At 61.4% G+C, this 23,254-nt stretch carries 21 protein-coding genes and 2 rRNA genes; 2 read left to right on the top strand and 21 right to left on the bottom strand.

Features of this window, described 5'->3' with window-relative positions:
* Window positions 1–13: 13 nt before the first annotated feature.
* The 13 genes from SFU85_08615 to SFU85_08675 form a co-directional block, all read right to left on the bottom strand.
* Window positions 14–1,903 (bottom strand): cbb3-type cytochrome c oxidase subunit I, encoded by a 1,890-nt coding sequence (locus tag SFU85_08615; protein ID MDX6766841.1) that lies wholly within the window; start codon window positions 1,901–1,903, stop codon window positions 14–16.
* A 68-nt stretch (window positions 1,904–1,971) separates the two neighbouring features.
* Window positions 1,972–2,700, bottom strand: coding sequence for a cytochrome c (locus SFU85_08620; protein ID MDX6766842.1), 729 nt, complete (start codon window positions 2,698–2,700; stop codon window positions 1,972–1,974).
* Window positions 2,700–3,317 carry a cbb3-type cytochrome c oxidase subunit II gene (locus SFU85_08625; GenBank protein MDX6766843.1) on the bottom strand — a complete coding sequence of 206 codons (618 nt, stop codon included), beginning with the start codon at window positions 3,315–3,317 and terminating at the stop codon, window positions 2,700–2,702. The genes SFU85_08620 and SFU85_08625 overlap by 1 nt, the downstream gene beginning before the upstream one ends.
* A 16-nt stretch (window positions 3,318–3,333) precedes the next feature.
* On the bottom strand, window positions 3,334–4,842 hold the full coding sequence (locus SFU85_08630) for a cbb3-type cytochrome c oxidase subunit I (protein MDX6766844.1): 1,509 nt from the start codon (window positions 4,840–4,842) through the stop codon (window positions 3,334–3,336).
* Window positions 4,839–5,084, bottom strand: a complete 246-nt coding sequence (locus SFU85_08635) for a cbb3-type cytochrome oxidase assembly protein (GenBank protein MDX6766845.1) — start codon at window positions 5,082–5,084, stop codon at window positions 4,839–4,841. The genes SFU85_08630 and SFU85_08635 overlap by 4 nt, the downstream gene beginning before the upstream one ends.
* A gap of 1 nt (window position 5,085) precedes the next feature.
* Window positions 5,086–5,523, bottom strand: coding sequence for a hypothetical protein (locus SFU85_08640; protein MDX6766846.1), 438 nt, complete (start codon window positions 5,521–5,523; stop codon window positions 5,086–5,088).
* A gap of 10 nt (window positions 5,524–5,533) precedes the next feature.
* Window positions 5,534–6,757 (bottom strand): hypothetical protein, encoded by a 1,224-nt coding sequence (locus SFU85_08645; GenBank protein MDX6766847.1) that lies wholly within the window; start codon window positions 6,755–6,757, stop codon window positions 5,534–5,536.
* Window position 6,758: 1 nt separating this feature from the next.
* Window positions 6,759–7,361 (bottom strand): cytochrome c, encoded by a 603-nt coding sequence (locus SFU85_08650; GenBank protein MDX6766848.1) that lies wholly within the window; start codon window positions 7,359–7,361, stop codon window positions 6,759–6,761.
* Between the two features lie 2 nt (window positions 7,362–7,363).
* Window positions 7,364–7,897 (bottom strand): DUF3341 domain-containing protein, encoded by a 534-nt coding sequence (locus tag SFU85_08655; protein MDX6766849.1) that lies wholly within the window; start codon window positions 7,895–7,897, stop codon window positions 7,364–7,366.
* 18 nt (window positions 7,898–7,915) lie between these two features.
* Window positions 7,916–9,376: an NrfD/PsrC family molybdoenzyme membrane anchor subunit gene (gene nrfD, locus SFU85_08660; GenBank protein MDX6766850.1), complete on the bottom strand. Its 1,461-nt coding sequence runs from the start codon at window positions 9,374–9,376 to the stop codon at window positions 7,916–7,918.
* A 2-nt stretch (window positions 9,377–9,378) separates the two neighbouring features.
* Window positions 9,379–12,711, bottom strand: a complete 3,333-nt coding sequence (locus SFU85_08665; protein ID MDX6766851.1) for a TAT-variant-translocated molybdopterin oxidoreductase — start codon at window positions 12,709–12,711, stop codon at window positions 9,379–9,381.
* Window positions 12,654–13,307: a cytochrome c3 family protein gene (locus SFU85_08670; GenBank protein MDX6766852.1), complete on the bottom strand. Its 654-nt coding sequence runs from the start codon at window positions 13,305–13,307 to the stop codon at window positions 12,654–12,656. Before SFU85_08670 ends, SFU85_08665 begins: the two co-directional genes overlap by 58 nt.
* Window positions 13,308–13,633: 326 nt before the next feature.
* Window positions 13,634–15,265 (bottom strand): hypothetical protein, encoded by a 1,632-nt coding sequence (locus tag SFU85_08675; protein MDX6766853.1) that lies wholly within the window; start codon window positions 15,263–15,265, stop codon window positions 13,634–13,636.
* 169 nt (window positions 15,266–15,434) lie between these two features.
* Here SFU85_08675 and cyoE point away from each other — a divergent pair, with 169 nt between their 5' ends.
* Window positions 15,435–16,337: a heme o synthase gene (gene cyoE / locus SFU85_08680; protein MDX6766854.1), complete on the top strand. Its 903-nt coding sequence runs from the start codon at window positions 15,435–15,437 to the stop codon at window positions 16,335–16,337.
* A gap of 9 nt (window positions 16,338–16,346) precedes the next feature.
* Here cyoE and SFU85_08685 read toward each other — a convergent pair whose 3' ends face one another.
* A complete protein-coding gene (locus tag SFU85_08685; GenBank protein MDX6766855.1) occupies window positions 16,347–17,228 on the bottom strand; it encodes a DMT family transporter in 882 nt (293 codons plus the stop codon).
* A gap of 51 nt (window positions 17,229–17,279) precedes the next feature.
* A complete protein-coding gene (locus tag SFU85_08690; protein MDX6766856.1) occupies window positions 17,280–17,819 on the bottom strand; it encodes a hypothetical protein in 540 nt (179 codons plus the stop codon).
* Window positions 17,820–17,934: 115 nt separating this feature from the next.
* Between SFU85_08690 and SFU85_08695 the strand changes: the two genes are divergently transcribed.
* Window positions 17,935–18,900, top strand: a complete 966-nt coding sequence (locus SFU85_08695; GenBank protein MDX6766857.1) for a type II secretion system F family protein — start codon at window positions 17,935–17,937, stop codon at window positions 18,898–18,900.
* On the opposite strand, the gene SFU85_08700 is transcribed toward SFU85_08695, so the two are convergent.
* From SFU85_08700 to SFU85_08725, 6 genes are all read right to left on the bottom strand, one after another.
* Window positions 18,879–19,811: a hypothetical protein gene (locus SFU85_08700; GenBank protein ID MDX6766858.1), complete on the bottom strand. Its 933-nt coding sequence runs from the start codon at window positions 19,809–19,811 to the stop codon at window positions 18,879–18,881. The two genes, SFU85_08695 and SFU85_08700, sit on opposite strands and share 22 nt — an antisense overlap.
* Before the next feature lie 257 nt (window positions 19,812–20,068).
* Window positions 20,069–20,845, bottom strand: coding sequence for a histidinol-phosphatase (gene hisN, locus SFU85_08705; GenBank protein MDX6766859.1), 777 nt, complete (start codon window positions 20,843–20,845; stop codon window positions 20,069–20,071).
* Between the two features lie 55 nt (window positions 20,846–20,900).
* Complete coding sequence (gene gpmA / locus SFU85_08710) at window positions 20,901–21,647, bottom strand: 2,3-diphosphoglycerate-dependent phosphoglycerate mutase (protein MDX6766860.1); 747 nt, start codon at window positions 21,645–21,647, stop codon at window positions 20,901–20,903.
* Between the two features lie 49 nt (window positions 21,648–21,696).
* Complete coding sequence (locus tag SFU85_08715) at window positions 21,697–22,410, bottom strand: FHA domain-containing protein (GenBank protein MDX6766861.1); 714 nt, start codon at window positions 22,408–22,410, stop codon at window positions 21,697–21,699.
* Between the two features lie 98 nt (window positions 22,411–22,508).
* Window positions 22,509–22,624: ribosomal RNA gene (gene rrf / locus SFU85_08720) — 5S ribosomal RNA — on the bottom strand.
* Window positions 22,625–22,852: 228 nt separating this feature from the next.
* Window positions 22,853–23,254, bottom strand: a 23S ribosomal RNA gene (locus SFU85_08725); the annotation flags it as partial.

Genomic DNA, 23,254 nt, shown 5'->3' on the forward strand with positions numbered 1-23,254 from the left:
GGAGGAATCAGGCTCAGGATTTTGGGGGTTCGTCCTGCGGTGTGAAATCCTTGTCGGCGCCGGGGACGCTGTATTCGTAGGGTCCGCGGTAAACAACGGGTTCCTTGAGGAAGTTGCCGTGGGGGGGCGGGGTCGGGGTGGCCCATTCCAGGGTGGTGCAGCCCCAGGGATTGTCGCCAGCCTTGCGGCCGAAAATCCAGGCGCCGAGCACATTGATGATGAAGGGAACCTGGGCCAGGGCCAGAAGCCAGGCGCCCCAGCTCATGACGAGGTTGAGATCGATGGCGCGGATGCCTTCGATGGGATTCTTCCCAAAAGCCTCGAGGAAGGCATTGAAGACGGGAATGAGGGGCTGGAAGAGCGGGATGAAGGCCTGGGAGAGTTCGTAAGATGCACCGCCGTCGTACCAACGGCGATGCATGCCAGCCATGCCCTGGATGAACATGGGGAGGAAGATGAGGTTCATGCAGACGAAGGAGGGCCAGAAGTGGAGCTTGCCGAGGAACTCACTCATCATGCGCCCGCTGAATTTGGGATACCAGTGGTAGATGCCGGCGAAGAGGGCGAAGATGGTGCCCGGGGCGACGACGTAATGGAAGTGGCCGATGACGTAGTAGGTGTCGTGGAGATAGAGGTCGAGGGCGTTGAAGGCGAGCGGGATGCCGGTGAGACCGCCCAGTCCGAACATGGGGAGGAAGGCGGTGGCGAAGAGCATGGCGGAGTTGAAGCGGATGGAGCCACCCCAGAGCGAGATCATGAGCGCGGTCAGGATGATGACCGAGGGAATCGAGATGATGACGGTGGTGAGCTGGAAGAAGGTGGAGACCTTGGTGCCCATCCCGGTGAGGTACATGTGGTGGGCCCAGACCGAGAAAGAAATGAAACCCAGGAAGAGGGCGGCGAAGACGAGGGACTTGTAGCCCCAAAGCGGCTTGCGGGTGTTGCAGGCGATGATTTCGGCCACGATGCCGACGGCGGGAAGGATGAGGACGTAAACCTCGGGATGGGCCAGGAACCAGAAAAGGTGCTGCCACAACAACGGGCTGCCGCCTCCGCTGACTTCGAGGGCCTGGCCGCCGACGTAAAGGCCGCTGGGAAGGAAGAAGCTGGTGCCGGCGAGGCGGTCCATCAACTGCATGATCCCGGCCGATTCGAGCGGCGGGAAGGCGAGGAGGAGCAGGAAGGCGGTGATGAACTGGGCCCAGGTGAAAAAGGGCAGGCGGAACCAGGTGAGGCCTTTGACGCGGAGCTGGACGATGGTGACGATGAGGTTGACCGAGCCGAAGAGGGAGGAGGTGATGAGCATGACCATCCCGAGGAGCCAGAGGGTCTGTCCGTTGAAGATGTGCCAGATCCCCTGCCCGTGATCGGCGATGGACGCGAGCGGGGAATAGGAGGTCCAACCGGATTTGGCGGCGCCACCGGGGACGAAGAAGCTGATGAGCATGATGAGTCCGCCGGGCCAGTAGGTGTGGTAGCTGACCATGTTGAGGCGGGGGAAGGCCATGTCCGGGGCACCGACTTGGAGGGGGGTGACGTAGTTGCCATAGGCACCGAAGGCCAGCGGCACAACGGCCAAGAAGACCATGATGGTTCCGTGCATCGCGCCGAAGCTGTTGTAGAGCGTGCCGGTCATGATGTTGTTGGCGAACTGGGCCGAGGCATTGTCGCTGCCAAGAAGGAGCTTGATGAGGAAGCCGAAGACGGGAATGGGCTCACCGGGATGGGCGATGGACCAGCGCATGGCCATCATGAGGCTGAAGCCGAAGAAGAGGAATACGAGGGCGGTGATGCCGTATTGGATGCCGATGACTTTGTGGTCGGTGGAAAAGATGTACTTCTGCCAGAAACCGAGCTCGTGGTGACCATGGTCATCAGCGTGTTTGTCGTGATTGTTGCTCATTTGATGCAATTGATTCTAATGGTTCTGGTGCGGATTTCCAAGGGAGGGTGAAGGGCAAGGCCGGATGGTCAGGGAACGGCGGGCAAATCGCCCGGAATGGTTTCCAGTTCGGGGGCGGTCCAAGGGGTGGTGCGGGAGGCCCATTCCTTGCGAACGGCGGCGACCTGTTCAGGTTTGATCGGGTCGGCCTTGTTGCCCCATTCGTTGCGGATGTAGGTCAGGACGGCGGCCATTTGTTTGTCGTTGAGTTGCTTCTCCCAAGCGGGCATGGCGTTGTTGTATTTGTTGCCCAGGACGACGATTTCACCCTGCAGACCATGGAGGACGAGGGAAACGAGGCGGTGGGGTTTTTCCAGGACGTAGGGTGAGGCGACAAGCGGGGGGTATTGACCGGCGACGCCCATGCCGGTGGGGGTGTGGCAGGAGGCGCAATTGGTGGTGAAGACGCGCTTGCCCAATTTGGCCAGGGCTTCGGGGGAGTTTTCATCGACTTTGGCGGCACCGGCTGCTCCACCCGTGGTGGCTCCGGCGACTGCGGTTCCTGCATTTTCATCAAAGCCGGTGGCGCTGAAGCCCCCGTTGTATTGGCCGAGGTAATAGCCGCCAAAGAGCACGACGACGAGGATCAGGGCGATGAGCCAGAGGGGCATGGGTTCCATGCCCTCGGCGGGATCAACTTTCTCCCTCAGGATGGATTCATGGATGCGCTGGACGTTGGTGGTTTCGTCGTAGTCGATCCCGGGCAGCCGGGGATCGACCGGTTCCTGTTCGCCGTGGGGGTGTTCGTTCGCGCTCATTATTCGACAGGCGCTTCAGGAAGCGCGTAGTTGCGGTTGAGAGAGAGGAGGTAGGCGACGAGGGCCTCGGCATCGGGAGTGGGCACGACCTCGTAACCTTCGGCGGGCGCATAGGGGGGCTGGAGCTTGAGGGCCTTGGGCGAGGGCTGGCCTTCGATTTTGCGCACGGTGTAAAGGTACTTGTAGGGCGCCATGATGGACCAAGCGGCCTTGCTCTGGGGGGCGTAGAGGTGTTCGTGGTGCCAGGCGGCGTCGTTGAGGCGGACGCCGACGTTGGTCAGGTCGGGACCGGTGCGCATGGTGCCGAGTTGGGGGGGCTTTTCGTAGAGGTAGTCGCGGGGAACGGTGCGGCGGGCGCCCCAGCCGCGGTTGTGTCCGTCCTGGAGGTCGGCGGGTCGGATCTGTTGGCTGTGGCAGTAGATACAGCCACTGGCGCGATAGACTTGGGCCCCGCGGAGGGCCAAGCCGGTGGGCGCGGGGGGAAATTGGTCGCCGGTGTCGGGGTCGACCTGGGGTTCAAGCTGGCCGAATTGGAAATAGGGAATGATGACCAGCCCGAGCCAAGCGGTGAGGAAGGTGGCGAAGAATCCGATGAAGAGGGTGGGGAGACGGTTCATGGCGCGGGGATCGGCATCAGGGTTTGGCGGGGTGGCGGAAGAGGGTCGGTCCCCCGACAGCACGGCCCATCCCCAGGATCATGAGGAGGAAGTGGAAGGCGAAGACCACATGGCCGACGGTGAGGAGGACGCCGGTGACGCTGCGGAAGACCTTGTAGACGGCGATGTTCTCGACGATTTTGTCGAAGCCGATGCTGGCATCGCGCATCATCAGGCCCTGCATGAGACCGCCCACGGTCAGGACCAAAACCATGAGGACGATGCCGTAGGCACAGCTCCAGAAATGGATCTTGATGAGGGTGGCGGAGCGCCATTCGGAACCGACCAAACGGGGGACGATGTAATAGATCGACCCGAACATGATCATGGTGAAGAAGGCGTAGAGGCCGAGGTGCGAGTGGCCGATGGTGTAATCGGTGAAGTGGGTCACGGTGTTGAGTGATCGGATGGCCATGGAACTTCCCTGCAGGCTGGCGAGGGTGTAGCTCATGGCCCCGAAAACGACGAAGCGCAGGGTCGGACTGTATTCGAGGACGTGGAAGTTGCCCCGCATGGTCATGTGGTGGTTGATGGCGGTGACGACCACCGGGATGATCATCATGACACTGGCCACGATGGAGGCGGTGATGACCCAGGCGGGCAGTGGTCCACCGATGAGGTGATGACCGCCGTTCCAGCTGTAAAAGAGGGCGAGGGACCAGAAGCCGAAGGCGGAAAGATAGTAGCTGTGGACCGGCCGGCCGATGACCTTGGGGATGAAGTAGTAGGCGGCGGCAAGGCCGATGGGGGTGAACCAGAGACCGAGGGCATTGTGACCGTACCACCAGTTGATGATCGCGGAGGCCGAGCCCTGAACTTCCTGATGGTGGATGAGGATGTTGGCGGTGGCGTACAGCCAGGGGAACCAGAAGAGCGCAGCCATGATGTACCACTGTGAAACGTAGACATGGCCCGGGCGGCGGTGGACAAACATGTCGACGGCCCAAACCGAGATCATGGCATAGGCGATGAAGAGCAGGAAAGTGGCGTAGGGCGGATATTCCAGCCATTCCACCCCGGTGCTTTCACCGAAGAGGATGGCACCGGTACCCAGAAGGACCCCAAGGTTCCAAATCACACCGGCGGCGGTGACGAACCCGGGATGGCGCAGTTGAACCCGGCAGAGACGGGCCATGAGCCAGATACCGACACCGATGGCGGCGGTGGAGGCCCAACCGTAGGCCACAGTGTTGAGGTGGGCCGGACGGACGCGTCCAAAGGTGAGTGACCCGTTGAGGGCATCCACGATGTTGGCCGGAACAGCGGGGTAGAGTTGGTTGAGGACCCAGGTCACACCGGGGGGCAGTTCGGTGACGAATTGTGGATTGTGCAGTTTGACCGAGGCGAGCAGGGCGAAGATCGTTCCGATGAGAAGCCAAAGGATCGCAGTGGCAAAGAAGGTCAGGACTGGCAGACGACAACTGGCGTCGATCGCGGAGCGGTCGGCGGCGTCATTCAAGTCTGGCAAGGGTGAGGAGGTGCTCATGATTTCGTGGTCCCCGTTAAATGGGTTGCGGGGACATGGTTGTGGGCGCGGAGGCGTGCGGGGTCCAAACCGGGAAAAACGTCGGTGATTTCTCCTTCCGGCTCGCCTTGGTCGAAAATGACCTTGGAGCTGGCTTCCATGTCCTGGAACTGGCCGTCCTCGGCCGCCCAGAAGAGCGCGTAAACGGCACTGCCGCCGAGCAGAACCATGGAAGCGATGAGGAGTCCGTAGAAAAACGCCATGTCAGTTGGGTTTGGCCGGGGGTACGGCGGGTGGAGTGGTGGCCGGTGCGGCCGCGGCAGGAGCAGAGACCGGGGTCGCGGCCACGGGGGATAGGTTGCTGCGTTTGACCGTCTTGGCCTGGAGTTCGGGCAGGACGAGATCCATGGCCTTGGCGACCGGGAGGTGGACCGACCCGGCGTTCTTGTCGATCCAACCATAGGTACCGACCGCTTTGTCCTCCGCTTCGTGTTTGGCCTTGAGCTTGGCCAAGCGGTCGGCGACGACCTTGGAGGCGGTGATCCGGGGTTTGTTGAAAGTGCGGACAAGCAGAACAGCCACGCCGCTCACCAGCAGCATGGCGAGAAGGATGATCGCAACCTGCCGGACCTTGCCCAAGGCGGACAATGCGGCAGGGCGGGTGGAGGTTTGAGCGGTGGAATTGAGGGGATTCGGATTCACAGCGGGCATCCTAGTTGACCAAAGTGACGGATTCGTAGAGTCGCGGGTCGCGGAGCGGGAAGAGCGGACTGCGGGGCAGACGGCGCAGGAAGATGGAGACGAGAACCAGAACCATCCCGACAACGGTGACGAGATCGAGGAGGAATTTGATCTCGGGCCCGCGGGTGGCGGCGTCCGTGTTGACCTGGAATTGCGGCATGATCATCCAGTAAAGGTCAAGGAAGTGCATGACGAGAATCCAAGCGGCGATGAAGCAGATGCGCAGGGGGTTCTTCTTGGCCGGCTGGGTCAGGAGCATGAGGAAGGGGAAGAAGAAGCGCCCGAAAACCAGGAAGATGCTGTAGTGGTACCAGGTGCCCTCGTTGCGGTGCATGAAGAAAATGGTCTCTTCCGGGATGTTGGCGTAGTAGTAGAGCATGTACTGGCTGAAAGCGATGTAGGCCCAGAAGATGGTGAAGGCGAGGAGGAGCTTGCCCATGATGTGGTTGTGCTCCTGGCTGACCACGCCCTTGAGGTAGCCGGCCATTTTGAGGCCGTTGGTGACGAGGATGAGGGTGGCCATGGAACTGCCAGCGGTGCCGGCAAAGATGTAAACGCCCCACATGGTGGAGAACCAATGGTAGTCGAGTGCCATGATCCACATGATCCCGGCAAAGGTGATGGTGAGGGCGAAGAGGATGATGCCCGCACAGGACCACTGGCGCATGCGGATGGAATGCCAGGGACTGCCATCGACATCCTGCCGGGTGGAGTAGTGCTTCATCAACCAGGAGAAGAATCCGAAAAAGACGAAAGTGAAAACGGCGAAACCCCAGAAGAACCCGTGGTTGAGGATGGGCGACTTGATATGGAGAAGGTGGTCGGCAGCGGGGTCCTTGGTCCACCAAGTGTAGAGATGGGGGGCCAGAAAAACGACCGGGAGGAAGAGGATGGCCAGCCAGGGCCGGAAGAGTCCGGCGATGGTTTCAAGGAGCCGGCGGACAACGACCGACCAATCGGCATCGAGCGCGTGGTGGAGCAGGGTCCAGAAGAGCGTTCCCGCACAGATGGTGAAAACGAACATGAAGGCGATGAGCCAGGAAAAAGCGAAACGCTGGGTGTCAAAGATCCCCCAAAGTACGCTGACAGCCAGACAGGCCAGTCCGGCCACGAGCAGGGCCAGTGGGATGATCCCCAACTTGGTGACGTTGAATCGTTCTTCCGCAGGCGCGGTCAGGTGGTGTGGGCCGCTCATGTTATTTCAACTGCTCCCGTTCGGATTCCGGAACATCGTCGATGCGGGCGTTCTGGCTGCGCTGCAAGGCGCGGACGTAGGCGACGATGGCCCAGCGGTCATCCACCGCAATGTGCGGAAGACCGTACATCAATCCCTTGCCGTGGACGATGGTGTAGTAGATCTGTCCGTCGGGCATCTGGCGGATGCGGTCTTGGTGGTAGTTGGCGATCCCGGCGAAACCGTACTCGGCAACGATGCCATTGCCCGCGCCGGTGGCCCCGTGACAGACCTTGCAATTGATGTTGAAGCGTTCCTGTCCCCGGGCGAGGAGGCGGGCGTCAACCGTAACCGGAATGCCATCGCCATAGTTACCTTCAATAAGGCCGGTGGTGAGGTAGCTGTCCTCGACCTTGACGCTGAAAGGCACGGTGCCAGCCACAGGCAGACGATCACCGCGTCCGTCGGCAAAGAAAGCCGAGGATGTCTGGCTCTTGAATTTGGCCTGGTGATCCATGTCGTTGAAGATTTCGACCGGGGTGCGGGTCGTCTTGGCACCGCGGAAGCCGAAGACGGCGAGGACCGTAATGACCAGGACGAGGAAGATGAAGAAGAAGTAACGCATGATCAGGCCTCGATCCGGGTGATGTGTTCGCCGCCCACGCTGCGGAGGAGATCGGCCGTTTCGACCTCGGAATAAAGAGGGTCGGAAGCCTCGATGACCAGGAAGAATCCGTCATCGGTGACTTTTTCAAAACGGTCCCATTCGAAAACCGGGTGGTGGTAACGGGGCATGAGGTTGAGGACCAGCATGGAACCGACGGTGAAGAAGGCAGTGAGGAGGATGGTGAGCTCGAAGAAAACCGGGAAGGTCGGCTCGAAGGCGAAATGGGGCTTGCCCTGAACGACCAGGCGGTAGTCGATGGCGGAAGTGTAATAGACGAGGGTAAACGCGGTCAGGGACCCGATGGCGCCGCCGATGAGGGAGAAGAGGGAAACCTTGGAGCCGGGAAGACCCATGGCGGCATCCATGCCGTGGATGGGATAGGGGGAATGCACGTCCCAACGCTTGTAGCCGGCGTCGCGGATTTTCTGGGCGGCTTCGTATAATTCCCGGGCGCTGCCGAACTGGGCGCCAAGACCGAAGAGGGTTTTGCTCATGTCATTCATGGGCGTGGATCAGTGCTTGGGCTCTTTCTTGGCATGGGGCCCGTGATAGTGGGGGTCGGCTTCAGGCAGGACCGCCTTGACCTCAAACATGGTGATGGCGGGCAGGAAGCGGAGGAAAAGAAGGAAGAGGAAACAGAAAAGCCCGATGGTGCCGATGAACAGTAGGATGTCGTTGATGCTCGGGCTGAAGTAACCCCAGGAGCCTGGCAGGAAGTCGCGGTGGATCGAGGTCACGATGATGACGAAGCGTTCGAACCACATGCCGACGTTGGGTCCGACGAAGCAGATGATCCAGACGGCCCACATGTTGGTGCGGATCTTCTTGAACCAGAAAAGCTGGGGAATGAAGACGTTGCAGATGAACATGGCCCAATAGGCCCACCAGTAGGGGGCGTAGCCGGAATTGAACCATTTGCTGAAGAGGTAGGGGTCGGCCAGGCGGTTGAACTGGAAGACCCAGGCCTCGTTGGGGTTGCCGGAATACCAGGCGATGAAGAACTCCATGGTGTAGGCGTAGCCCACGATCGTCCCGGTTAGCAGGATGATCTTGGCCATGTTGTCGATGTGCTTGACCGTGATCAGGTCGTGGAGGTTGAAAATCCAGCGGGCGGGGAGCATGAGGGTGAGGACCATGGCAAAGCCCCCGAAGATGGCTCCAGCGACGAAATAGGGAGGGAAGATGGTGGTGTGCCAGCCGGGGACGATGGAGGTGGCAAAGTCGAAGGACACGACCGAGTGGACGGAGAGCACGAGCGGCGTGGAGATGCCGGCCAGGATGAGGTAGGCCTTCTCGTAGTTGCGCCACTGGCGGTTGGAACCTCGCCAGCCGAGGGCGAGGATGCCGTAGATGGTTTTGCGCCAGATGTTTTTGGCCCGGTCGCGGATGGTGGCGAGGTCGGGGATGAGGCCGACATACCAGAAGATGAGGGAGACGGTGAAGTAGGTGGAAACTGCGAAAACGTCCCAGAGGAGCGGGCTTTTGAAGTTCTGCCAGATGGCATTGGCGTTGGGGACGGGAGCGAGGAACCAGGCCATCCAGAACCGTCCGACGTGGAAGGCCGGGAAAATGCCGGCGCAAATGACGGCGAAGATGGTCATGGCCTCGGCGGCGCGGTTGATGGACGTGCGCCACTTCTGCCGGGTGAGGAAGAGGATGGCGGAAATCAGGGTGCCGGCGTGGCCGATCCCGATCCAGAAGACGAAGTTGGTGATGTCCCAAGCCCAGAAGACCGGGTTGTTGAGCCCCCAGACACCAACTCCGGTGGAGACAAGGTAGATGAGCTCGAGGGGAACAAGTGCGGCCACGGCACCACTGAGGAGGGTGAGGACCCACCACCAGAAGGGGGTTTTGCTTTCAAGCATTCCCGAGACGTGGGCGGTGATCCAGGACATGGAACGGTTGTTCCAGACCAGGGGCTTGCGCTCCATGACGTTGCCCTTGGCCGGGCCGAATGTGGCGGCTTCACTCATGATCAATGACTCCCTTCATGGCCGTGGGCCTGGCCGGCAGGCACCGGAGATTCAGGAGATGCGGGGCTGTGGCCTTCCGCAGGGGCGTGGTGCTCTCCACCGTGGGAAGATTCGTGTCCCCCGCCGTGTCCGGCCTGCAGAAGCGCGGCGCCGACGAGTTCGGCCCCGGGCATCTTGGGATTGGGATTGCGCACGCGGGCCAGATAGCTCAGGCGGGGGCGGACGTTGAGGTAGTCGAGCAGGTTGTAATTGCGGTCGGTCTTCTTGAGTTTGCTGACACGGCTGGCCGGGTCGGAGAGATCGCCGAAAATGATGGCATCGGCGGGACAGGCCTGCTGGCAGGCGGTTTTGACCGAATCGGTGGGGAGCTTGAGGTGGTCGTACTCGCCCTGGCTGCGGGACTTGGCCTTGTGGACAATTTTGGCGTCCTCGAGTCGTTGGACGCAGAAGGTGCATTTCTCGATGACCCCGCGCATGCGGACGGAGACATTGGGATTCTTCTGCATCTTGATGGTTTCGGGCTTGCCCGCCGGACCGAGGGGTCCGAGATAAAGCGAATCGATCTGGCGCTTGTTGTAATCGAAGAAGTTGAAGCGGCGAACCTTGTAGGGACAGTTGTTGGCACAATAACGGGTGCCGATGCACCGGTTGTAGGCCATGACGTTGAGGCCTTCCTCGTTGTGGACCGTGGCGTTGACCGGGCAGACGGTTTCGCAGGGAGCGTTCTCGCAGTGCATGCAGGTGACGGGCTGCATGACCATCTCGGGGTCGTTCGGCAGTTCGGCCTTGCCATTGTCGGTCTTGAACTTGGAGGCGCCGGAGAAGTAGCGGTCGATGCGAATCCAGTGCATCTCACGACCCTTGGCCACTTGGTCTTTGCCGACGATGGGGATGTTGTTTTCGGCCTGACAGGCGATGACGCAGGTGTTGCAACCGGTGCAGGAAGTGAGGTCGATGACCATGCCCCATTGGTGGAACTTTTCGTAATCGAAGGGCGGCGATTTGTAGAAGCTTTGGTCCGTCGGCTTGGCATGGCTTTCCAAGCCCTGGGAGAAGGCGAAGTCGGGGTGAGCCTTGTAGTGTTCCAAGGGGGCCTCGCGTACGATGTCGCGCCCCTCCATGCTCCAGTGTTCCTGGGTGATGGCGAACTTGAAGCGCTTGCCGGTCTTTTCCACGGTGGCACCGGTGGCGATGGACGGGCTGGAGGAGGTGCGGACGCTGTAGGCATTGTAGCCGACGCCATTACCGACTTTGCCTGCCGCGGTCCGTCCGTAACCCAACACCAGGGTGAAGGAATGATCGGCGTGGCCGGGTTGGACAAGGATCGGGGCTTCGACGGTCCGCCCATTGACGGTGATGCGGACAATGTCGGTGGTCTCGATCCCGTTCTCGGTTTTGGCATAAAGACCGAGTTCCTTGGCGGTTTTCGGGCTGACGAGGGCGGCGTTGTCCCAGGTGACCTTGGTGATGGGGTCGGGGAGTTCCTGCAACCAGCCGTTGTTGGCATGGCGCCCATCATCGACGCTGGTGTCCCCGACAAAGACGATCTCAAGCGAGGAGGCGGAAAGTTCAGGCAAGGCAATGGGTTGGTCGAGGAGAGCGAGGGCGGCGGGGGCGACCCGAGCGGCGGCATCTGCAGTGGTGGCGGAGCCGGCCCAAAATCCATCGCGGACAAATTTGAGCCAGGCGGCGTCAGAGGCGGCGGCCCCGACCCGGGCTCGGAAGGTCTCCTGGACCAAGTCCGGTCCCTCGAAGAGGTCTTTACCCGCGGGGGCGGACAGGCCGAGCATGCGGGCCAGAAGTTGGGCTGCGGAAATACCGTTGAATAGCGGCAAAATCAGGGGTTGGACGCAGCCGTAGGAACCATCTTCCAGGAGGGCATCGCCCCAGGTCTCGAGGTAATGCGCCAAAGGGGCGGTCCAAGTCGACAACGCGCCGGTCTCGTCTTCGTGCGAGCCCAGGCGGAAAACCGTCGGCACCGAACGGAGCCATTCTCCCCAAGCGAGATCGGCGGGGGCGTTGTAGACCGGGTTGCTGCCAAGGATGAAAAGGGTCTGGATCTGCGACGAGCGAATCTTGGCGGTGAGGTCGGCCAATGGGGTGGATTCAGGCGTGGGAGCGGAAATGACTTCCACGGTGGAACCGAGGGCACCGAGGGCTTGGTTGATGGCCGCAGCGGCAAGGTGAACAGCCACGGATTGGCCCGAACCGGCCACAACGAGTGCGGAAGAGCCGGCGGCCTTGAGGTCGGCTGCCGCTTCTCGGATCCATGCGGGGTCGATCCCGGCGGGGAGTTGGATGGCGGCACCCGACCCCGTGAGAGAGCGGAGCAGAGCAATGGCCACCGCGGGAACGTGGGAAGCGGCAACCCGCAGTCGGTGGTCGGCACAGGAGCCTGTGGTGGTGAATCGTCCTTCAACCGCGTAGAGGCGGTTCATGGGAGTGGAGGCATCGGCCAGCTTGCGGCCATCGGCAAAGCCGCGAACCGATTGGAGGTCACCGTCCTGGGAACCGAGGATGTCCGCATCCAAGGTGAGGATGACGCGGGCCTTGGCGGTGTTGAGACGGAGGGTTTTGCCCGGGCCGAAGGCCAACCGGACGGCTTCGCGGGCCGTGCCATGGTCCAAAGGCTCGTAGGTGCACCAAGTCAATTGCGGGTATTTTTTGCGCAGGTCCGCGGCGAGACGGTCCGTGGTCGGTGAGCCCCAAGATTCGGAGAGGACGGCCAATCCGGCACCGTCACCGGCTTTGCTCAAGGCCTCATCGACCGCTGCCAGAAAGGCTGCGCGATCGCTGGTCTTGCCCTCATGGGTGAAGCGTTTGGCGCGCTCGGGGTCATAGAGGTCGAGCACCGAAGCCTGGGAACGGAGGTCGCTCTTGCCTTGGACAGCGGGGTGGGAGGGGTTGCCCTCGATCTTGACCGGACGGCCTTGGTAAGAAGTGACGAGCAAGGGTGCGCCGCCGCGACGCCGCGGCATACAGGTGGCGTAGTTGAGCGTTTTGCCGGGAATGGACCATTCCGGGGTTTTGGTGTGCGTGAGCAGGTGGGATTCGGGTCGGCGGCAGCCGCTCATGCCCAGACCGGCGAGGGCCATGGAGGCACCCATGAGGCGGAGGAAGCCCCGGCGGGAAACGCCATCGCCCCAAAACTCGGAGGCCCCGGCGGGAAACTCACGGCCCAGCCAGTCCTGGAATTCCGGGGTCTGGGAATACTCATCGAGACTGCGCCAGTAGGTCCGGCCAGTCTCGCTTGCGGGGGGATGCTGGAGAACGCGTTTCATCGGTGGCAGGCGGCGCAGGTTTCTGGCGGGTTGATGTTCCATTCCTTGACAAATTTGCGTCCCATTTCGACCTGGGCGCTGGGGCTTTCAGCCTTCCAATCGAGGTTGTAAACCTGCTCCTTCGGCCGGACATGGCGTTCAGGGTGGCGGTGGCACTCGAGGCACCAGCCCATGCTCTGGGGCTGGTCCTGCCAGACAACGTCCATGCGGTTGACCTGGCCGTGGCAACTGGCACAGCTGACGCCACTGTTCACGTGGGCCGAGTGGTTGAAATAGACGTAATCCGGGGCCTTGTGGATCCGAACCCAGGGGATGGGCGTGCCCTTTTCCCAACTTTCACGGACCGGGGCGAGTTTCGGACTGTTGACCTTGACCGCACTGTGGCAGCCCATGCAGGTCTGGGTGTTGGGAACGTTGGAATGTTCCGACACTTCGACGGCGTTGTGGCAGAAGCGGCAGTCCATGCCGAGCTGATTGACGTGGATGGCGTGGGAAAATTCGACCGGCTGCTTGGGTTGGTAACCCACGCGGGTGTATTTCGGGGTGAAGTAGTAGGCCACCCCGGCCACGGTGGCGCTGCCCAAGCAGGCCACAGCCACGATCAATTTGACCGGGAGCCAGATCGTCCACTTGGGAAAAATGTTTGCCATCGTGTTGCGGTGTTGTGTCGGGGGATCCGCGCCGTCCGCTTATCCCGGTTCGGTCTGCGGCACCGGAACCCCGGACCGACAGACCCCAGACAGAAAGAAAAACTGCGAGAAGCCTGCATGGAAATGTCAGCCGATGAATGAATTGTCAACATCAGACTGAAATAATCCCCTCCGGCAATTGCGACCTGATTGCAACAGTGACGCATCACCGCCGGAACAAGCAAGCAAGCGGCTCCGTTTGCCATTAACTCAACTGCTGACCCCATTAACACTTCTGGAACTTGGTCGGCGCCAGATGGCGGTCCCAGTTTTCCGGACCCCCCCCCTCAGGGTTGGGGATCCTGCTTCTGGCCCATTTCGCGCAATTTCCGCTGCTGGCGCTCCTCTTCCTGCCGGGCGATTTGTAGGCGATGCCGGAAGAACCCCATGTCGATGCGATTACTTAACCACGCATACAGCAACAAAACGGGTACCGCCGCCAACAAGAGCAGCAGGAACGCCCCGGCCGCGCCCAGGGTCACGGCCATTTGCGCCTTCAGATTGCCGGGCTGGGTGCGCCAGGCCTCCATGACCAGTTTCCAAGCGGTCCACAGGCGTTTTTCATGCAGGGTCTGGCCCGCCGCTTCCACCAACAAATCCGCCTGCTGTTGCCGGGCGGACTCCCACTCGCCGGGATTCGTTTCCATTTTGCGACGACGATCGCCGCATGCCTCCAGCAAGATGTCATACTTCTTTTCCCGGATCCAAGCGGTCAGTTCGGCGGTGGCACGTCCAGCCTGGTATTCCGCCAGCAGCTTGCGAATTTCCAACAACCGAGGATAGACCGGCATTTGGGCCGCTTCCGGTCTGGCCAATAGGCTCTGCAACGCGGACTCCACTCCGCTCCAATCCCCGGCCTTGACCATCGCCTCGACCGAAACCAGGGTTTGGGCCGTCTGAAGCTGCTGCAATGCGGCGGCAAACCAATCGGTCCACTTTCTTTGCCCGTCGCCCTTTTGCAAAATATCCAGGGCCTTGGCCCAGTTTTGCAGCAAAGCTGTCCCTTCCTCCAATCGCCCGTCGACCTGGGACTTTTCGACTTCACTCCGGACCCGGCTCAGCGTCGCCTCCAGCAGCGTATCGATCCAGCGCAATTCAGGCCACAAACCCCTTCCCTTTTGCAGGTCGTTCAAGAATCCGTCGCGCCCGGGCAACTGTCCCTCCTGGGCCCCCTCCCATCTGTTGAGATCATTCCAAACCTGCCATAGCGGGCCCAGGTTCTGTCCGCCAACGGCTTCATCGATTTTCACATCCTTGAACACCTCGGGAAACTGGAGCCTTCGTTGGCCCAACGCTCTTCGGAAATCTTCCACGATCGCGGGATAGAATCGGCTGGAACGTTGCCCGGCCAAATCTGAGGCGATCTTGGTCCAATCTTCGGGGACCGGCGGCACCTGATCCTCGGGCAGCGTCTGCCAGAGCGCCCAGGCACGCCGGTCCGTTTCGTCCAATTCCGAGGGCTGGAACCAGCGCTCGCGCACCCGGAAATGCCCCTGCCGGACCCGCTCCCCTTCCCCGGACCAACGACGCCATTCGCGATCGGCCTCGGCCTGGTTCGGGGATTGCGGGTAGCGATCGAGGAAGTCCTTGAGCAGCCGGACCGGTCCCTCGTAAAAGGAGGCCCGGCGAGAATGAGGCGGCCAGGCAAGCGACTTGGAAATCTCGAACCAGGGCCGGAGGCTGGGATCTCCACGCTCGAGGCGTTGCACCGAGGCGCGGGGAACCTCGACCACTTGGCGGATTCCGCGGAAGGACGAAAGATCGACCCGCACACTGGTGGCGGTTTCTTCGACGATCAAACAACGGATCTCAGGTCCCTCCACCCCGGCGGGGAGTGCGGCACCTGGGGTGAGCACCAAGAGGTCGGGCATGGGCAGGTCGCCCACGGGAGCGGAATGGCCCGTCTGGGCCAACACCATACCGATCATTGCCAAAACAGGCCAGAATGTCGTTCTTTTCAATGCACCCTCCTCGGACTAACCATGTATGATACGATCCTGATCGAACAGTGCAAAATGAACCGGCAGGTGTCCATACTGCCGGATTCGCCTCTTGTCACCCCCCCTTGGAGCGGGCATTTTCTCAGCCATGCCGCAAGTGGATGCCCAGCCCTCTCCCTCCATCAAGGGCCTCCGCCGTTGGATGGGCGACTTCTCGGTGCTGGTCAAACTCCGGCTGACCCTGTTGGTGCTTGCCACCACCGTGGCGGGATTCTACCTGGGCAAGCGCGATGATGTCGGCTGGGTGGCCGGCCTGCATGTCCTTTGGGGCACAGGTTTGGTGGCCGCCGGAGCCGCCGCGCTCAACCAGCTGCTGGAAATCAAAGCCGATTCCCGCATGCGACGGACCCAGGACCGTCCCCTGCCCGCGGGACGCATCGGCGAACAGGATGCCCTCTTGATGGGGGTATTATTGTCGGGCTTCGGCCTCTCCTGGCTTTTTCTTCTGGTCAATCCCCTTTCCGCCCTGCTGGCCGCACTGACCCTGGCCGCCTACCTCTTCCTTTACACCCCGGCCAAAAAACTTTCCGCCCTCAACACCCTGATTGGTGCCGTCCCCGGGGCCCTGCCCCCGGTGATCGGTTGGACCGGCGCTACCGGTCGCATCGATGCCGGGGCCGTCGTCCTCTTCGGCCTGCTCTTCCTCTGGCAGATGCCTCATTTCCTCGCCATAGCCTGGCTCTACCGCGAGGACTACGCGCGCGGCGGTTTCCGGATGCTGACACTGGACGACGAAACCGGACGGAGTACCGGGATCAAGAGTGCGCTTTACGGATTGTTGTTATTGCCGGTGGCGGCGGCCCCCTGGTGGCTGGGCCAGGGAGGCGTCGCTGGATTGGTGGTGGGACTGCTCTTCACCAGCGCCTATGCCGCGGCCGCCCTGCACATGGCCCTGCGACCCGGGAAGGCCACGGCCCGCACCCTGTTTTTCACCTCCCTGGCCTATCTGCCGGCCATGCTGATCCTGTTGGCCCTCGATAAACAGGGGTGAGCCCTCCCCTCACAGCACAGTCAGCACAATCGCCGAAAGGATGAGCAGCGAGCCGCCGAGCCGGCGGGTCATCACCCCTCCCCCGGAGGTGTGTTCGGTGTTGCCGAACCAATGGCCCACGCACCAAACCAGGACCACGCTCCACATCCCGCGCGAGCTGTAAATGATGTTGGACTCGGCCACTTTGCCGTAGACCCCGATGGCGAAGAACAGGGCAAAGGCCTGCAATCCCAGGATGAACACCCCCCCGTAAACAAACCGGGCCGCACCCCGGGGCATGTCAAAAAGAGGAGCGCGGAAAAAGGGGAAAAGCGCGAAGGACGCCAGGAGATTGACCGAGGTGGAGACGGCCACGAAGAGCCCGAACCCGATGGTCCGTGTCCACATCTGCACCACAATATCAGCCAAGGAAAAGGAGGCGGCGCTGGCCCCCGCGTAGAGCACTGTGCGCCACACCCGCCCGCGGTCATGGGGCAATCCCCCACCCTGCAGGAGCACGATGCCTCCGACGGTCAGCGCCGCGGCCACCCAGATCCGCCAACCGGGTTCCTGGTCGGTCAGCAACTCCAGGAACAACGCCACCAGGATGACCTTCGACCCGAGCACGGGCGTGGCCACCGAGACATCCCCGCGCACCAAGGCCATCATGGTGAACAACTGGCCGGTGAAGAAAAGCAGCCCGGCTGCCACCGGTGCCCACCAAGGATCCAATTTCCATGAGGGATCATACCAAAAGAGCGAGGTCAGGAAAACCAACCAGACCGCCAGATTGCTGAAGAAGGCCATCCGCCACGGCCCCATGCCCAGGTCCACCGCCCGCTTGATGCAGAGCGCGGCCACGGCATAGGCCAAGGCCGAAAACAGCGGAAGGAGGAAGACCAGACGATCCATGGGCGGTCAAACTCGCCCAATCCCGGAGGGATACAAGAGCCTTTTGGAAACTCAGGCCGCGGCCAGAACCGGCGCACCCGGCCGCTTGCGCAAACGCAGCGGAGCGGCTTCCCGGATCAGATCCGTCAGGGCGACCGGGCCTCTCCAACCCCTGGAGACATGAATCGCCCCGAGTTGGAACCCCGACTGCGGGAATTCCGGCGGCATTTCGACCAAAACTATTTCCCGGAGTCCGAATCCCTGTTCACGGATATCCCGCAGCCGGGCCTTGGTCCAAACATGGTTGACGGTCATGAGAAAAACCACCTCATCGGCCACTTCCATGGCATGGCACAAAAACGGACGGATCTGGCTCCAAGGGGGGTTGGTGATGATCCAATCCACCTTCTCATCCCAATCAAAAAAATCTTCCCCACGCTGGATTTCGCACGACATCGCCCCCGGCAAATGGTGCAAAAAGTTTCCCTGCCCGCAGCAGGGCTCCAAGATCCGGCCTTTCGGGGCAAAGTGGCGCACCAGCCGCCCCGCCATCTCCAGAGGTGTCTGGACGACGTCATCACTGATGTAATCGCGGTTTGGCTGAAAACGCATCAGCACACTTTTTATGCAAAAAATCGTAATAAATCCACTTTTTTATCTGTTTTGCAGTAATTAATATATGAATCCATGCTGGCACTGGGAAGGATACAGGAGGCAGGATAGAAGGATGAAGGAGGCGGATCTCTTGCGCGAAATGGGACGCTTCGCCCGGACCGGCCTGCCCTTGACCAAAGGATTGGAAAGCCTGATCCCGGATCTGCCCAACAAGCTCCGCCGCCTGGCCACAACTTGGCTGACCGCCCTCGAAGAAGGACGCCCCCTTTCCGCAGCACTCGCCCGCACGCCATCCGCGATGGGGCCCGGGGGCCTGGCCCTGGTGGAGGCCGGGGAAGCCTCGGGTCGGCTCGGGGAAAGTTTGGAGATTCTGGCCGGGGAAAGCGCACGGCTGGAGCGACGCCTCTCCCGCTTGGCCACCGCACTGGTCTATCCCATCGTGCTGCTGCATGCCGCCGCGGTCATCCCGGCACTGGGCATCGCCTATCAAGAAGGTCCATTAAAAGCCCTGGCCGGGGCCCTCCTGGTACTGGCCCCCTTCTACCTCGCCGCCGCCGCGTTCTATGCCCTATTTTTTTGGCGCCAACGCCCGGAATGCTTCTCCTCGGGAGCCGACCGGATATTGGCCGTTTTGCCGGTGGCCGGCCCCGCCCTGCGCCGGGCCGCCCTGGCTCGCTGGTCCCGCCTCCTGGCGGGCCTGATGGAAGCGGGCGTCCGGCTGGAAACAGCATTGGCCCAGGCCGCCACAGCCTGCGGCAACTCGGTTGTTTCCAGCGAACTGGGCCGGCGGGCTCCCCTGATCCTGGAGGGCCGGACCGTGGTGGAAATCCTGCGTGATGCCCGGGTGGCGGACGCCCGGGATCTGGCCACGCTGCAGGCGGGCGAAACCAGCGGGACCCTCACAGAAGCCTTGCGTCAAACGGCCGAGCAATGCGAGTTCCAGTCGGAACAAAGTTTCGACCGCCTGGCCGCGGCCACGCCTTTGTTCTGTTATTTCATCGCGGTGGTCCTGGTGGTGATGCAGGTGCTCCGCATCCTGGCCCCCTTGGTTTCCACTTACCGCGAACTGGAACTTTGAGCTTCTGCCCCGGTGGATTCCGTTGCGCTGGTTCCCGGATTGCCGGCCTCTGGACTACCGGACGCATCGGCCGGCGGCATCGGAGGCAGTTCGATGACCCTCGGGCCCTCGGCCGCTTTGACGGCGCTCTCCGGGGTAGCCGCCGCCGGCGGGGGAGGCACACCGACTTCCAGCACCAGCGTGTGGGCGCGGAATTTTTCCACCATCAGGTCAAGGGCATAGCGGGTGCCGACGGGCGTCCGGGCCCCAGTGACAAGCGATAGATCGAGGAATCCGTCCCGGCAGACAAAGGGCAGCTTGCCTTGGTTCTGGCGGTAGCGGGGTTCTTCGGTCTCCCGGCGGATGCGCACATCGGTCACGCGATCGAGGTTTTTGCCCGCCAGACGAACGGTGCGGGTGCGTGATTCAGGTGCCAACACCAGCGGGCTGGGGTAGGTGCCGGTGACGAGTGGAACGGTGGCCCGGTCAACCACCAGGGTGCCTGAGGTGGATCGACGGGCCGCTTCGCGCAAATCCTGTTCGCCTCCCGACATTTGGGCCCGGCGGTCTCCCACCGGTACGACTTCAACCGTGCCGGGCACAGGCAGGCTCCAACCTTCACCCAACGCCACAAGACGATACACCGCGGGAGGCGCATCCGGCCGCACCAACAAACGCAACTCACGGCTACCGTCCGGCAATTCCAGCGGACGGGCCAAAATGTAATCGCTGGTCTTCCCTCCGACGACCGCCCTGACCTCGCGCATGGTCTGGAGGCTGCTGCCGCGCAGGATGGCCCGACCGTTCACCGAACCCGCCTCCACCACCAGCGCTTTGGGAGAAAGGGCCGTGATGACCGGTTGGCCCTGCAAGGAAGTGGTGAAAACCACCAAGGCGGCTGTGATGAGGCCAGGATAGCGTGTCAGGCGCATGGTCTGATCTTAGGCCGTTAATCTCATACCGTAAAGTGGAGTGAGATATGATGAGCGCTGTGCCAAAGTTTCTGGCTGAGCGACTGGATCAGCGGGAGGGCGATCCGGTTGAGGTGGGCCGCCGAGCCGGTTTGAGGTCTTTCATCCCAGAGCGGCTCAGCGGGAGCTTCGCCCTCCCGTAAGGCACTTGGTCACCGATCCAAACATGATTCGGTATGACAAGTCTTATGGGAATATGACCAAGCCAAGAGGGTGAATCATCCAGCTTGGCCAGCCTCCAGGCACTTCAGGGCAGCAGCATGCACCGCCCGGGACCCGGCCAGCGCACTGCCCTCCGCCAACGCATCACCACCGCTCCAAGCAGTTAGAATCCCACCGGCGCCATGAATGATCGGGATGAGGGGCAACAAATCCCAAGGATTCAGCACCGGGTCCATCATCAGATCCGCCCGCCCGGAGGCGACCATCAGATACCCGTAGCAATCGCCCCAAGTCCGCACCAGACGGGCCTTTGATCGTATCCGGTCGAATCCCGAGGCGTTGGGAAATTGCTCGGGGGAGCCCGGGCAAGTGGACAGGACGAGGGCTTGGTCCAGTCCGGAACATTCCCGGACCCGAACCGACCGGCCATTGAGCGTGGTCTGCTCAGCATTCCCCAGGCACATCTCCCGCAGGACCGGCTGGTGGATACACCCGGCCACCGGCTTTCCACCATGAAGCAAACCGATCAGCACCCCGAACAATGGAATCCCGGCCACGAAGGACTTGGTGCCATCGATGGGATCCAACACCCAGACAAATTCCGCATCCTCGGCCTCATTTCCAAACTCCTCGCCGATGATGCCATGTGAGGGATGGTGCTTGGCGATCAAGTCGCGCATCACTTCTTCTGCCCGCCGGTCGGCCTGGGTTACTGGCGTGGCATCGGACTTGGCATCCACCACCAGACCGGGCTGTTGAAAATAAGGCAGGATGACCTCGCCTGCGGCCAGGGCCAGGGTCTCCAGAAAATCCAGCGCTGCCTCGGGCTTCATGAATGAGTCATACCCCCGGTCAGCCTCCGAGGCAATGCAGGCCTGCCGGACCCAACTACTTGGCCTTGCCCTGGGCGGCCACTGCAGCAGCGGCCTTGGCGATTTCCTCCGGATCACCGACGTAGTAATGACGGATCGGCTTGAGGTTCGCATCCAATTCGTAAACCAGCGGGATGCCGGTCGGGATATTGAGTTCGAGGATGTCCTTGTCGGAAACACCATCGAGGTATTTGACCAGGGCGCGGAGGCTGTTGCCATGGGCGGCGATGACCACACGCTTGCCACTCTTGATGGCGGGGGCCAGGGTCTGTTCCCAGAGGGGGAGCACACGGGCCACTGTATCCTTGAGGCACTCGGTGAGGGGCAAATCCGACGGGGCAAGATTCTTGTAGCGGGGATCATGGCCCGGCCAGCGTTCATCGGCTTTCTCCAGCGGAGGTGGGGCGATATCATAGGCCCGGCGCCAGATCTTGACCTGTTCCTCCCCATGTTTGGCCGCCGTCTCGGACTTGTCCATGCCCTGGAGGGCGCCGTAATGACGCTCATTCAGCCGCCATTCCTTGTGCACCGGAATCCAAAGCAGGTCCATGCCTTCCAGAACCAAATTGAGCGTCTTGATCGCACGCTTGAGAACAGAGACGTAGGCGACGTCGAAGACATATCCGTCTTTCTTCAATTGATGCCCGGCTTTCAGTCCTTCGGAAACCCCCTTTTCCGACAAGTCGACATCGGTCCAACCGGTGAAGCGGTTTTCCTTGTTCCAAGTGCTTTCTCCGTGGCGGATGAGGACGAGTTTGTACATGCGCCCGACAATATCACTTGGGCGCCGATGACAAATCTTTTTTGCCGGATCAAGCAACCAGGAAAAACCGGGCCACCACCAATCCCAACACCAGCCCAACAACCAAGCCGAGGGCCAGGAGCAAAACCCAAAACCAAAATGGCACCCGGTTCACCAGATCCTGCATGGCAAAGGCCCCCGGCTGACGCACCCGTCCGCCCTCACCAGAACGCGGCACCACCGGGGCGGGAGGCTCCGGCATTGGAACGGCAGCAGACGGAGTCACCACCTTGGGAAACATGGCCCCACCGGGGAACGAAGCAGAGCGAACCGTGACCAACCTTCCAGAGTCGGTCGTTTCAGTCCGGGTGACGGAAGCCTTCGGTGGCGGTGTCTTGGAGTCGCGCGAAGGGATGCGGTCGGTGCGCCGCTGGAGATTATCCCAGCTGATCTGGGGCTGGGGCACGGTCTCTTCTTCAGCCGAGGGATGCGCCAGCTCCGGGTCCACCCGGAATGTGCGATTGCCAAAACGGATCTCCGAACCTACGCCTATGGGCACCGCCTGGGACACCTTGTCCGCTCCGATGTAGGTGCCGTTGCTCGATCCCACATCGATCAAATACATCCCGGCATCACTGTTGTGGATCTGGGCGTGGCGACGGCTGATCGACTCGTCATCCAGCTTGATGTTGGCATCCTCATGACGCCCAATCGTGACCACCCCGGGGAGCACCAGATAGGGGGTTCCGGTTTTGAGGTCCCTGAGTTTGTAAACTACGGGCACAAGTCCGAACTTAAGGTTTTTGCCCACGGCGGGCAATCCCGTAGTGGATTTGGGCAAAAAAAAGACCCCGCGAACCTTGCGGTTCGCGGGGCCATAGATACTGGCAACGACCTACTCTCACGAGGCCTAGCGCCTCACTACCATCGGCGATGGCGCGTTTCACTTCCGGGTTCGGGATGGGACCGGGTGGGGCCGCGCCTCTAAGGTCACCAGAGTCCTGACGGATGGCAGCCATTGCTGCTTCCTCCAGATGCTCTGGCGACGTTCACCATTGCTTATTCTTGTCTGCCAAAGAACCGACGGCGCGGGATTGCCGTGCCGGTCCTCCGCTCCGGAGAGCGAAGGGGGATTCTTTGAAAACTATGCGTAGTTCTTCCGAAACTGAGATCCTGATTCTAAGCCGGTCCCGTTGGCAAGCCAACGGGGTTGCGCTTAAAATCATAAGATCAAGCCGGTCGGGTAATTAGTAACACTGAGCTGAACACATTGCTGTGCTTACACTTGTGTCCTATCAACCTGGTAGTCTGCCAGGACCCTGATAGGGAAACCTCATCTTTGGATAGGCTTGGCGCTTAGATGCTTTCAGCGCTTATCCTTTCCGAACGTAGCTACCCAGCGGTACCGTTGACACGATAACTGGAACACCAGAGGTTCGTCACTCCCGGTCCTCTCGTACTAAGGAGTGAATCCGTCAAGTTTCCTGCGCCCACAGAGGATAGAGGACCGAACTGTCTCACGACGTTCTGAACCCAGCTCGCGTACCGCTTTAACCGGCGAACAGCCGGACCCTTGGGACCTTCTCCAGCCCCAGGATGCGATGAGCCGACATCGAGGTGCCAAACCG

This window comes from Candidatus Methylacidiphilales bacterium (genome assembly GCA_033875315.1).
In the GTDB taxonomy this organism is placed as follows: domain Bacteria; phylum Verrucomicrobiota; class Verrucomicrobiia; order Methylacidiphilales; family CAZTYG01; genus JANRJG01.

Bases quoted from the DNA above. Each gene is read 5' to 3' on its own strand.
- SFU85_08675 (MDX6766853.1), bottom strand. From the start codon at position 15,265: ATGGTGTTGGCCCAGACGGGCCATTCCGCTCCCGTGGGCGACCTGCCC.
- SFU85_08625 (MDX6766843.1), bottom strand. From the start codon at position 3,317: ATGAACCGTCTCCCCACCCTCTTCATCGGATTCTTCGCCACCTTCCTC.
- SFU85_08700 (MDX6766858.1), bottom strand. From the start codon at position 19,811: ATGCGCCTGACACGCTATCCTGGCCTCATCACAGCCGCCTTGGTGGTT.
- SFU85_08645 (MDX6766847.1), bottom strand. From the start codon at position 6,757: ATGAGCGGCCCACACCACCTGACCGCGCCTGCGGAAGAACGATTCAAC.
- SFU85_08650 (MDX6766848.1), bottom strand. From the start codon at position 7,361: ATGCGTTACTTCTTCTTCATCTTCCTCGTCCTGGTCATTACGGTCCTC.
- SFU85_08655 (MDX6766849.1), bottom strand. From the start codon at position 7,897: ATGAGCAAAACCCTCTTCGGTCTTGGCGCCCAGTTCGGCAGCGCCCGG.
- gpmA (MDX6766860.1), bottom strand. From the start codon at position 21,647: ATGTACAAACTCGTCCTCATCCGCCACGGAGAAAGCACTTGGAACAAG.
- SFU85_08670 (MDX6766852.1), bottom strand. From the start codon at position 13,307: ATGGCAAACATTTTTCCCAAGTGGACGATCTGGCTCCCGGTCAAATTG.
- hisN (MDX6766859.1), bottom strand. From the start codon at position 20,845: ATGAAGCCCGAGGCAGCGCTGGATTTTCTGGAGACCCTGGCCCTGGCC.
- SFU85_08695 (MDX6766857.1), top strand. From the start codon at position 17,935: ATGAAGGAGGCGGATCTCTTGCGCGAAATGGGACGCTTCGCCCGGACC.
- cyoE (MDX6766854.1), top strand. From the start codon at position 15,435: ATGCCGCAAGTGGATGCCCAGCCCTCTCCCTCCATCAAGGGCCTCCGC.
- SFU85_08615 (MDX6766841.1), bottom strand. From the start codon at position 1,903: ATGAGCAACAATCACGACAAACACGCTGATGACCATGGTCACCACGAG.
- nrfD (MDX6766850.1), bottom strand. From the start codon at position 9,376: ATGAGTGAAGCCGCCACATTCGGCCCGGCCAAGGGCAACGTCATGGAG.
- SFU85_08635 (MDX6766845.1), bottom strand. From the start codon at position 5,084: ATGGCGTTTTTCTACGGACTCCTCATCGCTTCCATGGTTCTGCTCGGC.
- SFU85_08690 (MDX6766856.1), bottom strand. From the start codon at position 17,819: ATGCGTTTTCAGCCAAACCGCGATTACATCAGTGATGACGTCGTCCAG.
- SFU85_08685 (MDX6766855.1), bottom strand. From the start codon at position 17,228: ATGGATCGTCTGGTCTTCCTCCTTCCGCTGTTTTCGGCCTTGGCCTAT.
- SFU85_08620 (MDX6766842.1), bottom strand. From the start codon at position 2,700: ATGAGCGCGAACGAACACCCCCACGGCGAACAGGAACCGGTCGATCCC.
- SFU85_08630 (MDX6766844.1), bottom strand. From the start codon at position 4,842: ATGAGCACCTCCTCACCCTTGCCAGACTTGAATGACGCCGCCGACCGC.